General features: G+C 74.7%; 9 protein-coding genes. 8 read left to right on the top strand and 1 reads right to left on the bottom strand.

Annotated features, from left to right (window positions below):
* The 7 genes from JWQ92_RS05120 to gatB all read left to right on the top strand — a co-directional run.
* Positions 1–444: aminotransferase class V-fold PLP-dependent enzyme (locus JWQ92_RS05120; RefSeq protein WP_297343387.1), on the top strand; the 444-nt coding region annotated here is incomplete at its 5' end.
* Between the two features lie 88 nt (positions 445–532).
* Positions 533–1,627, top strand: coding sequence for a tRNA 2-thiouridine(34) synthase MnmA (gene mnmA / locus JWQ92_RS05115; RefSeq protein WP_297343386.1), 1,095 nt, complete (start codon positions 533–535; stop codon positions 1,625–1,627).
* A gap of 77 nt (positions 1,628–1,704) precedes the next feature.
* Positions 1,705–4,050 (top strand): NAD-dependent DNA ligase LigA, encoded by a 2,346-nt coding sequence (gene ligA, locus JWQ92_RS05110; RefSeq protein ID WP_297343385.1) that lies wholly within the window; start codon positions 1,705–1,707, stop codon positions 4,048–4,050.
* Between the two features lie 144 nt (positions 4,051–4,194).
* Positions 4,195–5,457 (top strand): alpha/beta hydrolase, encoded by a 1,263-nt coding sequence (locus JWQ92_RS05105; RefSeq protein WP_297343384.1) that lies wholly within the window; start codon positions 4,195–4,197, stop codon positions 5,455–5,457.
* 38 nt (positions 5,458–5,495) lie between these two features.
* The gene (gatC, locus tag JWQ92_RS05100) at positions 5,496–5,813 is read left to right on the top strand and encodes an Asp-tRNA(Asn)/Glu-tRNA(Gln) amidotransferase subunit GatC (RefSeq protein ID WP_297343383.1); all 318 of its coding nucleotides are present in this window, start codon (positions 5,496–5,498) and stop codon (positions 5,811–5,813) included.
* Positions 5,814–7,418: an Asp-tRNA(Asn)/Glu-tRNA(Gln) amidotransferase subunit GatA gene (gene gatA, locus JWQ92_RS05095; RefSeq protein WP_297343382.1), complete on the top strand. Its 1,605-nt coding sequence runs from the start codon at positions 5,814–5,816 to the stop codon at positions 7,416–7,418.
* Positions 7,418–8,950: an Asp-tRNA(Asn)/Glu-tRNA(Gln) amidotransferase subunit GatB gene (gene gatB, locus JWQ92_RS05090; protein ID WP_297343381.1), complete on the top strand. Its 1,533-nt coding sequence runs from the start codon at positions 7,418–7,420 to the stop codon at positions 8,948–8,950. Before gatA ends, gatB begins: the two co-directional genes overlap by 1 nt.
* A 6-nt stretch (positions 8,951–8,956) precedes the next feature.
* On the opposite strand, the gene JWQ92_RS05085 is transcribed toward gatB, so the two are convergent.
* On the bottom strand, positions 8,957–9,829 hold the full coding sequence (locus JWQ92_RS05085) for an ROK family protein (protein WP_297343380.1): 873 nt from the start codon (positions 9,827–9,829) through the stop codon (positions 8,957–8,959).
* A gap of 107 nt (positions 9,830–9,936) precedes the next feature.
* On the opposite strand from JWQ92_RS05085, the gene JWQ92_RS05080 reads away from it, so the two are divergent.
* Entirely contained in the window at positions 9,937–11,874 is a 1,938-nt protein-coding gene (locus JWQ92_RS05080) for a DUF5107 domain-containing protein (RefSeq protein WP_297343379.1), read from the top strand.
* Positions 11,875–11,880: the final 6 nt, after the last annotated feature.

Below are 11,880 nucleotides of genomic sequence, written 5' to 3'. Positions count from 1 at the left end.
GGCACGGTCGCGGTGCCGCTCGCGGTCGCCTTCGTCGCGGCCGCCGAGGAGGCCGTGGCCGACCTCGACGCCGAGTCGGTCCGCGCAGCCCGGTTGCGGGACCGCGCGCTGTCCGGTCTCGTCGCAGGGCTGCCCGGCGCCGTCGTGCGCGGCGCGGATCCGGCGGCGCCCGGCGCGCGGCTGCCCGGCAACCTCCACGTGACCGTCCCCGGCGCCGACGGCGAGGACCTGCTCCTCCTCCTCGACGCGGCCGGCGTGTCGGTGAGCACGGGCTCCGCGTGCCTCGCCGGTGTCGCCCGCATCTCACCGGTGCTGCTCGCCATGGGCCTCCCGGCCGACGAGGCCCGCGGCGCCCTGCGGATCACCTTCGGCCACACGTCGTCCGAGGCCGACGTCGACGCCCTCCTGGCCGCCCTCCCGCGCCTCGCCGCCGCCCTTCCCTGACGTGCCACTTCTGCACCGTTCCGGGGTGCTGAAGCGGGCGAAAGCGGCAAGTCGCCGTGGTCGGGCGTCCGGCGCTTAGCCTGGAGCCGTGAAGGTGCTCGCGGCGATGAGCGGAGGCGTGGACTCCGCGGTGGCGGCCGCGCGCGCCGTGGACGCCGGCCACGACGTCACCGGCGTGCATCTCGCCCTCAACCGCAGCCGGGGCACGCTGCGCACCGGCGCCCGCGGCTGCTGCACCATCGAGGACGCCATGGACGCCCGCCGCACGGCGGACCTCATCGGCATCCCGTTCTACGTCTGGGACTTCAGCGACCGGTTCGCGGAGGCCGTCGTCGACGACTTCGTCGCCGAGTACGCCGCCGGCCGCACGCCGAACCCGTGCCTCCGCTGCAACGAGCGGATCAAGTTCGCGGCCCTGCTCGACAAGGCGATCGCGCTCGGCTTCGACGCGGTCTGCACGGGCCACTACGCCCTCGTCAGGACGGACGGCGAGGGCCGCAGGGAGCTGCACCGCGCCTCCGACGAGGCGAAGGACCAGTCGTACGTGCTCGGCGTGCTCACCGCGGGCCAGCTCTCTCATGCGATGTTCCCGCTCGGCACGACGCCGTCGAAGGCGATCGTGCGGGCCGAGGCGGAGCGCCGCGGGTTCCGGGTGGCCTCGAAGCCCGACAGCCACGACATCTGCTTCATCCCCGACGGCGACACCCGCGGCTGGCTCGCCGAGCGCGTCGGCAGCGCACCCGGCCCCGTCGTCGACACGAGCGGCGCCGAGGTCGGCCGGCACGAGGGCGCCCACGCCTACACCGTCGGCCAGCGCCGCGGCCTGTCCCTCACCCGGCCGGCGCCGGACGGCCGGCCGCGGTTCGTGCTCGAGGTGAAGCCCGCGAGCAACACGGTCGTGGTCGGCCCGCGGGAGGCGCTCGCGGTCGGCGAGCTGCGGGGGAGCCGCTGGTCCTGGACGGGCGCCGAGCCGGCCAGGGAGTTCCGGTGCGCGGTGCAGGTGCGTGCCCACGCCGACCCGGTTCCGGCGACCGCGCGGATCGCGGACGACGCGGTCGTCGTGCGGCCCGACGAGCCGATCCTCGGCCTCGCGCCCGGCCAGAGCGCCGTGCTCTACGACGGCACCCGGGTGCTCGGCCAGGTGACGGTCGACCGCACCGTCGGCGTTCCGGCGCTCGCCTGATCGGGGCCGTCTTTCGCGAGGCGGATCCACGGCATCCGCCCGGCGCCGGCGTCGGTGCCCGCTCCTACACTCGCTGCATGAGCGACCCCGTGCAGGCGACCGAGGCGACGAGTGCGGCGCACGAGGTCGCCGCGCTCACCGAGCGCATCAGGCAGCTGCGCCGCGAGTACTACGAGGGCAACGGCTCCACGGCCTCCGACGCCGAGTACGACGAGCTCGTGCACCGCCTCGAGCGGCTCGAGCAGGAGCATCCGGAGCTCGCGGACCCCGACAGCCCCACCCGTACCGTCGGCGGCGCGCCCGAGACCACCCTCTTCGCGCCCGTCGTGCACGCCGAGCCGATGCTGAGCCTCGACAACATCTTCAGCATCGAGGAGCTGCACGCGTGGGCGGCCAAGGTGCAGCGCGACGCGGCGAAGGTCGCGCCCGACCGTCCGGTGCGCTGGCTCTCCGAGCTGAAGATCGACGGTCTCGCGATCAACCTCCGGTACGAGCGGGGCGTGCTCGTCTCGGCGGCCACCCGCGGCGACGGGATCACCGGCGAGGACGTCACCCCGAACGTCCGCATCATGGGCGGCATCCCCGAGCGCCTGAAGGGCACCGGCCATCCCGACCTCGTCGAGGTGCGGGGCGAGATCTTCTTCCCCGTGGCCTCGTTCGACGAGCTGAACGCGATGCAGGCCGCAGCGGGGGAGCGCGTCTTCGCGAACCCGCGCAACGCCGCCAGCGGCTCGCTGCGGCAGAAGGAGGAGGGCAAGTCGGAGGCGAGGCTCGCGCTCATGCGCGACCGGCTCCAGCGCCTCCGCATGCTCGTGCACGGCATCGGCGCGTGGCCGGTCGAGCGGATCGAGCACGAGACCCCGGTCACGGCGCAGAGCGAGGTCTACGCGCTGCTGGCGGAGTGGGGGCTGCCCACCTCGACCCACTACCGCGTCTTCGACGCGGTCGACGACGTCGCCGGCTACATCGAGCACTACCGGTCCGCGCGGGCGAGCGTCGAGCACCAGATCGACGGCATCGTGATCAAGGTCGACGACCTCGACCTGCACGTCGCCCTCGGCGCCACGAGCCACGCGCCCCGGTGGGCGACCGCCTTCAAGTACCCGCCGGAGGAGGTGCACACCCGCCTGCTCGACATCGTCGTCTCCATCGGCCGCACGGGCCGCGCGACGCCGTTCGCCGTCATGGAGAAGGCGAGGGTCGCCGGATCCGAGGTGCGGCAGGCGACGCTGCACAACCAGGACGTCGTGAAGGAGAAGGGCGTGCTGATCGGCGACGTCGTCGTGCTGCGCAAGGCCGGCGACGTGATCCCCGAGGTGCTCGGCCCGGTCGTCGACCTGCGCACCGGCGACGAGCGCGAGTTCGTCATGCCGGCGGACTGCCCCGAGTGCGGCACCCCGCTGCGGCCGGCGAAGGAGGGCGACGTCGACCTCCGCTGCCCCAACGCGCGCAGCTGCCCCGCCCAGGTGCGCGGGCGGGTGGAGCACATCGGCTCCCGCGGCGCGCTCGACATCGAAGCGCTCGGCGAGGTGGCCGCAGCCGCCCTCACCCAGCCGGACGAGCCGGCCGTCCCGCCCGTCGTGACGGAGGCGGACCTCTTCGACCTCACGCTCGACAAGCTGCTGCCCATCCGCACGGTGGTCCGCGACCCCGAGACCGGGCTGCCCCGGCTGAACGACGACGGGTCGCCGAAGCGGGTCGCGCCGTTCCGGCGGCAGCTGAACGCCGACGAGAAGCGGCAGGCGCGTGCCGAGGGCCGCACCCTGGACGGCACCGAGACGGCGGCCTCGAAGCAGGCGACCGACCTCCTCGCCAACCTCGAGCAGGCCAAGACCCGCGAGCTCTGGCGGTTCCTCGTCGGCCTGTCGGTCCGCCACGTGGGTCCCGTCGCCGCCCGGGCGCTCGCCGCCCACTTCGGCTCGATCCTCGCGATGCGGGCCGCGAGCGTCGAGGAGCTCGCCGCGGTCGACGGCGTCGGTCCCATCATCGCCGAGGCGCTCGTCGACTGGTTCGCCGTCGACTGGCACGTCGAGATCATCGACCGGTGGACCGCGGCGGGCGTGCAGCTCGCGACACCCGGGCATCCCGGGCCCGGTGCGGTGGAGGCCGAGCAGGGTCTCCTCGCCGGGCTCAGCGTCGTCGTCACCGGCGCCATCGAGGGCTTCTCGCGGGAGGGCGCTGAGGAGGCGATCCTCGCCGCGGGCGGCAAGGCGGCCTCGAGCGTGTCGAAGCGCACGGCGTTCGTCGTCGCAGGACCCGGCGCCGGCACCAAGCTGCAGAAGGCCGAGCAGCTCGGCGTCCCGCTGCTCGACGCGGACGGGTTCCGGACGCTGCTGGAGCAGGGTCCGGACGCCGCACGGGCGATGCTCGACGGGTCCGTCGGCGCGGCGGAGGAGGCCGTGGAGCGGGCCCCGGAGCGCTGAGGGGCGCGCCCTCGCCGCGGCGCGCGGGAACGTACCCCGATCGTGTCCGCCGGGGTATGGCGAGTCCTGCGAATCGGCCCCTACTCTGGGGGCACGCCGTGGCAGGGGCCGGTCCGCGGTGTGCAGTCGGGGGAAGGGGGACGCATGATCATGCGCGTCCTCGTGCTCCTCGGAGCGGCCCTGCTCACGATGGGCGCCGTCGCCGTGCCGAAGGCCGCGACCGATCCGTACCGGGCACCGGACCGCACGGTCGTGCAGCACGACCTCGGCCTGCTGACGGCCGCCGCCGAGCGCCCGACGGGCGCCGCCGCCGCGGTCCGGGCGCTCGTGCCGCACCTCGCCGCCTTCGAGGACGTGGCCCCCGATCCGGCCCGCACCGCCCTGTGGTGGGCCGGCCTCGCGCCCACCACCCGGTCGGTGCTGCTCGCCGCCGCGCCCGGAGTGGTCGGCAACCTCGAGGGCGTGCCCTACCCGGTGCGGGACGTGGCGAACCGGGCGGTGCTCGCCGCCGACCTGGCGAGCGCCCGCGCCCGTATCGGCGCCGGCTCCGGCCGGGGCGAGTCGCAGTTCCTGGCCGAGCGGCTGCGCACCCTCGAGCAGGTGCGGCTCGCGCTGCAGCGGGCGCCGGGCGGCCCGGCCCGGTCGCTGCTCGCCCTCGATCCGACGAACGGCGACCGCGCCGCGATCGCGATCGGCGACGTGCAGACCGCGGACTACGTCGACTTCCTGGTTCCGGGGATGTACTTCACGGTCGTCGACCAGATGGTCGACTGGACGAGCACGGCCGCTTCGATCCAGTCGCAGCAGCAGCAGTGGCTGCACCGGTTCGACGACTCCCGCGCGAGTGCCGTGGTGTCGTGGATCGGCTACCGCACGCCGAACGTCTTCACCGTCGCGAGCTTCGGCCTCGCCCAGATCGGGGCGGCGCGGCTCACGGATGCGGTGAACGGCCTGAACGCCGCCCGTCCGGCCTCGAGGCCGTACACCGCGGTGCTCGCGCACTCCTACGGCGCCACGGCAGCGCTGCTCGCGCTGCAGAACCACGCGTTCTCGGCCGACGCACTCGCGATGGTCGGTGCGCCGGGCAGCCCGGCGCAGTCGGTGCACCAGCTCTCGGTGCCCGCCGGCGACGTGTTCGTCGGCCAGGCCGTCTGGGACGGCATCGCGACGAGCGGGTTCTTCGGCAGCGACCCGGCCGCGCCCTCCTACGGCGCGACGCCGCTCGGCACCTCGGGAGGAGTGGATCCGCTCACCCACCTGAACCTCGGGTCGGCGGTGGGCCACAACGGCTACTTCGCGCCCGGGAGCGAGGCGATGCGCAACCTCGCGCTCGTCGGGATCGGCCGGGGCAGCGACGTGACCGCCGGCACCGATCGCACGTCCGGCACCCTCGCCCTCGCCCGCTGAGGCGGGGCGGGGCGGGCCGCCTTCCTAGAATCGATCCCATGACCGACGCGCCCGAACCGGTGGTGATCACCGCCGCCGACGTCCAGCACCTCGCCGGCCTCGCCCGAATCGCACTGACCCCCGAGGAGATCGAGCACCTCGCGGGGGAGCTCACCCAGATCGTCGACTCCGTCGCGAAGGTGCGCGAGGTGGCGACGCCCGACGTGCCGGCGACGAGCCACCCGGTGCCGCTCGTGAACGTGCTCCGGCCCGACGTGCCCGGTGCGGTGCTCACGCAGCAGCAGGTGCTCTCCGGGGCGCCGGACGCGAGCGACGGCCGGTTCCGGGTGCCCGCCATCCTCGGCGAGGAGCAGTAGATGGCCGCGGAGCGCGAACTCGTCCGCTGGAGCGCCGCCCGGCTCGCCGAGGCGCTCGCCGCCGGTGAGGTCTCGAGCGTCGAGGCGACCCAGGCCCACCTCGACCGGATCGGCGACGTCGACGCCGACGTGCACGCCTACCTCCACGTCGCCGGCGACGACGCCCTCGTCCGCGCGGCGGAGATCGACCGGCAGCGCGCCGACGGGACCGCGCCGGGCCCGCTCGCCGGCGTGCCCATCGCGATCAAGGACGTGCTCTGCACGAGCGACATGCCCTCCACCGCGGGCTCCCGCATCCTCGAGGGCTGGATCCCGCCGTACGACGCGACGCCCGTCGCCCGGCTCCGCGCCGCAGGGCTCATCCCGCTCGGCAAGACGAACATGGACGAGTTCGCGATGGGCTCCTCCACCGAGCACTCCGCGTACGGGCCGAGCCGCAACCCGTGGGACCTCACCCGCATCCCTGGCGGCTCCGGCGGCGGGTCGGCGGCCGCGGTCGCCGCGTTCGAGGCGCCCGTCGCCCTGGGCAGTGACACGGGCGGCTCGATCCGCCAGCCCGCCGCCGTCACCGGCACGGTCGGCGTGAAGCCCACCTACGGCGGCGTCTCCCGGTTCGGGGCCATCGCCCTCGCCTCGTCGCTCGACCAGGTCGGCCCCGTCTCGCGCAGCGTGCTCGACGCGGCGCTCATCCACGACGTGATCGGCGGCCACGACCCCAACGACGCCACGAGCCTCGACGAGCGCTGGCCGTCGTTCGCCGACGCCGCGAGGGAGGGCGCCGCCTCCGGCTCGCTCGCCGGGCTCAAGGTCGGTGTCGTGCACCAGCTCGACGGATCCGGGTTCCAGGCCGGGGTGCGGCAGCGCTTCGGCGAGGCGCTGAAGCGCATGGCCGAAGCCGGGGCGGACATCGTCGAGGTGCAGGCACCGCACTTCGAGTACGCCCTCGCCGCCTACTACCTGATCCTGCCCGCGGAGGCGTCGAGCAACCTCGCGAAGTACGACGCCGTCCGCTTCGGCCTGCGCGTCGACCCGGGCGGCTCGACCGTCGAGCAGGTCACGGCCCTGTCCCGCGAGGCGGGCTTCGGCCCCGAGGTCAAGCGCCGCATCATCCTCGGCACCTACGCGCTCTCCGCCGGGTACTACGACGCGTACTACGGCAGCGCGCAGCAGGTCCGCACCCTCGTGCAGCGCGACTTCGACGCGTGCTTCACGCAGGCCGACGTGCTCGTCTCGCCCTCGGCGCCCACCACCGCGTTCCGGCTGGGCGAGAAGATCGACGACCCGCTCGCCATGTACCTGAACGACATCACGACCATCCCCGCGAACCTCGCCGGGGTGCCGGGTCTCGGCATGCCCATCGGCCTCGCCCCCGAGGACGGCCTGCCGGTCGGCCTCCAGGTGATGGCGCCGCTCCGCGAGGACGCCAGGCTCTACCGCGTCGGCGCGACGCTCGAGGCGATCCTCGAACGGGAGTGGGGCGGCCCGCTCCTCGCGCAGGCGCCCGCGCTGGGCTCGGCCGCCTCGCGATCCGACCGCATCCGCACGACGCCCGGCACCGCACCCGCACCCGGGTACGGCACCGAACCCGACGGGGGGACCCTCTAGTGGCCGACGGCACCGCCTTCGCGAGCGACGCGCTCCTGGACTACGACGAGGCACTGGCGAAGTACGAACCGGTGCTCGGCTTCGAGGTGCACGTCGAGCTCTCGACCCGCACGAAGATGTTCTCCGCCGCGCCGAACCCCGCCGCCGCGGACAGCGGATCCGTGGAGCCGAACACGATGGTCGCTCCGGTCGACATGGGGCTGCCCGGCTCGTTGCCGGTCGTGAACGCCCAGGCCGTTCGGTACTCGATCTCGCTCGGCCTCGCGCTCGGCTGCTCCATCGCCGAGACGTGCCGGTTCGCGCGGAAGAACTACTTCTACCCCGACCTCGGCAAGAACTACCAGATCAGCCAGTACGACGAGCCGATCGCGTTCGACGGATCCGTCGAGGTCGAGCTCGAGGACGGCACCACGTGGACGGTGCCGATCGAGCGCGCCCACATGGAGGAGGACGCCGGCAAGCTCACCCACGTCGGCGGCGCGACCGGCCGCATCCAGGGCGCCGATTGGTCCCTCGTCGACTACAACCGGGCCGGCGTTCCGCTCGTCGAGATCGTCACGAAGCCGATCGTGGGCGCTGGCGCGGCCGCGCCGCAGCTCGCGAAGGCGTACGTCGCGACCATCCGCGACATCGTCCGCTCGCTCGGCATCTCGGAGGCGCGCATGGAGCGCGGCAACCTGCGCTGCGACGCGAACGTGTCCCTGCGGCCGCGCGGTCGGGAGCGGTTCGGCACCCGCACCGAGACGAAGAACGTGAACAGCCTCCGCTCCGTCGAGCGGGCCGTGCGCTACGAGATCCGGCGCCAGGCCGCGATCCTCGAGGCCGGCGGCACCATCGTGCAGGAGACCCGGCACTGGCACGAGGACACCGGCACGACGTCGGCCGGCCGGCCGAAGTCCGACGCGGACGACTACCGGTACTTCCCGGAGCCCGACCTGCTGCCGATCCAGCCGTCGGCCGAGCTGATCGCCGAGCTCCGGGCCGCGCTGCCGGAGACGCCGACGCAGTTCCGGCGCCGGCTCCAGGCCGACTACGGCTTCACCGAGTCGGAGTTCCGCGATCTCGTCAACGCGAACCTGCTCGTCGAGCTCGAGGAGACCGTCGGGAAGGGCGCGGCGCCGGCGCAGGCCCGCAAGTGGTGGCTGGGCGAGATCCTCCGCATCGCGAACTCGCGCGGCGTCGAGGCCGGCACGCTCGTCTCGCCGCTGCACGTCTCGGAGCTCATCGCCCTCGTCGAGAACGGCGACCTGACCGACCGGCTCGCCCGGCAGGTGCTCGAGGGCGTCGTCGCCGGCGAGGGATCGCCGGAGGAGGTCGTCAAGGCGCGGGGTCTCGCGGTCGTCTCGGACGACACGGCGCTCACCGCGGCCATCGACGAGGCGCTCGCCGCGCAGCCGGACGTGCTGCAGAAGATCCGGGACGGCAAGGTGCAGGCCGCAGGCGCGGTCATCGGCGCGGTGATGAAGGCGATGCGCGGGCAGGCCGACGCCGCCCGCGTGCGGGAGCTCGTGCTGGAGCGTGCGGCGCGCTGATCGGCGTCAGCCCGCGTCACCGGTGAGCACGACGCGGGCGAGCCGGGCCGCGCCGACGGCGGCCGCGCTCGAGCCGTGGCGGGCCGGCAGCAGCTCCACCGGCGGCAGGAACGTCGGCGTCTGCGCGGCGACCGCGGCAGCGAGAGGCTCGAACAGCGCCGAGCCCGCGTTCGCGAGTCCGCCTCCGATCACGACGGTGGTCGGCGCGGTGAGCGTGACGAGCCACGTGAGCGCGTCGCCGAGGAGATCGAGGCAGTCCTGCCACACCGCCGCGGCCAGGGGCTCCCCGCTCCGCGCCGCCGCGAGCACCGCCTCCGCATCCGGCAACCCGGCCCGGCGGGCCATGCCGCCGGCCGAGGCGACGTCCTCGACCACCAGCCCGGCGAACGGGCCGCGGGGAAGGCGGATGTGGCCGATCTCGCCGGCCGTCGGCGGTCCGACGCGCCGCAGGTCGTCGTCGACCAAGGAGACCGCGAGGCCGGTGCCGAGCGGCACGAAGGCCAGCGGGCCGGAGCGCCCCGCTCCGGCGCCCGACCACTTCTCGCCGATCGCCCCCGCGCGGACGTCGTGCAGCGCGAGCGCGGCGACGCCGGTGCGCTCGGTGAGCAGCCGCGCGACCGGCAGGTCCCGCCAGCCGAGGTTGACCGAGTACCGGCAGGTGCCCGACGCCTCATCGACCACGCCGGGCACCGACAGACCGACCGCGTCGACCCGACCGGCCCGCCGGACCAGCTCGGCGACCGTGTCGAGGGTCGCGACGCCGTCCGGGTCGTTCCTGGGTGTCGGCACGACCTGCTGCGCCAGCACCGCGTCGCCCGCGCCGACGAGCCGCGCCTTGATGTTCGTGCCCCCGATGTCGATGCCGAACACGACCGCCATGGGACCCTCCTCGCGCCGGAGCACCACAGTAACGATGGGTCGCGCTGCGCACTTCGGGGTGTCCCGCCGGGCCGTCCGGAAGACTCGGGGCGGGAAGGCGGTGCGCGATGACGGGGTCGACGCGGGTCGAGGTCACGGTCCGGCGGCAGCGGATCGCGCGCCTGGGGCCGGCGAGCCCGCTCCCGATGCTCGCTCCGCCCCTGCAGTCGCCGTTCCGCATCGAGCCGCCCGTCCCGGAGTCGATCGTCGCGGGCGCGCGCTACGGCCACCCGTCGTCGTTCTCGCCCTACACCGCGCAGGACGACTACGACCGCGTGCGCACCGAGCAGGAGCTGCCGGTCGTCGTGCTCGAGAACGACCGGCTTCGGGCGGTGTTCCTGCCGTCGTTCGGCGGCCGGCTCTGGGAGCTCGCCGATCGGCGCTCCGGACGGTCCCTCGTGCACACGCCGCCGGCGATCCAGTTCGCGAACCTCGCGCTGCGGAACGCATGGTTCGCCGGGGGCGTGGAGTGGAACATCGGGACGCGCGGGCACTCGCCGACCACGTGCAGCCCGTTGCACGCCGCGCTCGTCGAGGGTCCGGACGGCGGAACCGTCCTCCGGATGTGGGAGCTCGAGCGGCTGCGGGGCGTCGTCTTCACGATCGACGCGTGGCTGCCGGCCGGGTCGCCGTGGCTCTTCACGCGCGTGACGGTCCGCAACCCGTCACCGGACCCGGTGCCGATGTACTGGTGGACGAACGCGGCGGTCCGTGAGCGGTCCGAGACGCGGGTGCTCGCGCCGGCGACGACCGCGTTCAGGACCGAGGACGACGGCGGCGTCAGCCGGGTGGATCCCGCCCACGACGGCGGGGTGGATGCGACGTGGCCGAGCCGCAGCCCCGCCTCACGCGACTTCTTCTTCGACCTCGCGCCCGGGCAGCGGCGCTGGATCGCGGCGGTCGATCCGGGGGAGCCCGGCCTCGCCCTGCTCTCGACGGCGCCGCTGCGCGGCCGGAAGCTCTTCACCTGGGGAGCGGGTCCCGGCGGGGACCGCTGGCAGCGGTGGCTGAACCCGGAGGGCGGCGGCCGGTACTTCGAGATCCAGTCCGGCCTCGCCCAGACCCAGTTCGAGCACGTGCCGCTCGGCGGCGGCGCGACGGTCGCGTGGACCGAGGCGTTCGGTGCGCCCGAGCTCGATCCGGCGGTCGCACTCGGCCCCGATCTTCCGTCAGCCGTCGCCGATGCCGAACGTCGGCTCGGGCCCGCGTTCGAGGACCTCGCCCGCGCCGACGCGGCGCTCGCGGGCATGCGGACCCGCGCGCCGCACCGGACCGTGCTCACCGGATCCGGCTGGGGCGCCCTCGAGGAGCGGCGCCGCGCGCGGGCGGGTGAGGCGCCGATCGGGGACGCCGGTGCGCCGTTCCCGCACGGCTCGATGGGGGAGGAGCAGCGGCCCTGGGCCGGACTGCTCGACACCGGCCGATTCGACGGGACGTCGTCCACGGTCCGTGGCGACGACTGGGCAGCACGGCTCCGGTCGGCGCCGGAGACCGCCGACACGCTGCTGCAGCTCGGCGCGATCGCCCATGCCGACGGCAGCTCCGCCGAGGCGGCGGACGCCTACGTGCGCGCGAACCACCTGCGCGAGCACCCGATCGCCCACCGCGGCCTGGCGCTGCTCGCGCTCGCCGCCGGCGACATCGGAGCCGCCGGAGCCGCGTACGACGCCGCCTGCGCACTCGACCGAGCGAGCGTGCCCCTGCTCGTCGAGGCCGTCACCGCGCTGCTCGCCGCCGGGAGCGCAGACCGGGCGCTCGCGCTCCTCGCCGTGGCCCGGGTGGCGGAGGTCGAGCGGGGCAGGACCGGCTTCCTGCTGGCGACCGCGCTCGCCCGCACCGGCGAGCCGGAGCGGGCCGCCGCGCTGCTCGAAGCGGGCCTGGAGGTGCCGGATCTGCGGGAGGGCGAGGACGCGATCGCCGACCTCTGGCGGGAGGTCCGCCCGGGCGTGCCGGTGCCGGACGCCTACCGGTTCGACATGCGCGACACGGGCGGCGGTCCTGGCTGAAGTTGT

The organism is Amnibacterium sp. (assembly GCF_025463795.1).
Taxonomy (GTDB): Bacteria; Actinomycetota; Actinomycetes; order Actinomycetales; family Microbacteriaceae; genus Amnibacterium.
The sequence above is the reverse complement of the archived record's forward strand: the minus strand, read 5'-3'. Positions and strand labels throughout refer to the sequence as shown.

What these genes read in the sequence shown, in the direction of transcription:
- ligA (WP_297343385.1), top strand. Translation starts at nt 1,705, where the DNA reads ATGAGCGACCCCGTGCAGGCGACCGAGGCGACGAGTGCGGCGCACGAG.
- JWQ92_RS05105 (WP_297343384.1), top strand. Translation starts at nt 4,195, where the DNA reads ATGATCATGCGCGTCCTCGTGCTCCTCGGAGCGGCCCTGCTCACGATG.
- gatC (WP_297343383.1), top strand. Translation starts at nt 5,496, where the DNA reads ATGACCGACGCGCCCGAACCGGTGGTGATCACCGCCGCCGACGTCCAG.
- gatA (WP_297343382.1), top strand. Translation starts at nt 5,814, where the DNA reads ATGGCCGCGGAGCGCGAACTCGTCCGCTGGAGCGCCGCCCGGCTCGCC.
- JWQ92_RS05085 (WP_297343380.1), bottom strand. Translation starts at nt 9,829, where the DNA reads ATGGCGGTCGTGTTCGGCATCGACATCGGGGGCACGAACATCAAGGCG.
- JWQ92_RS05080 (WP_297343379.1), top strand. Translation starts at nt 9,937, where the DNA reads ATGACGGGGTCGACGCGGGTCGAGGTCACGGTCCGGCGGCAGCGGATC.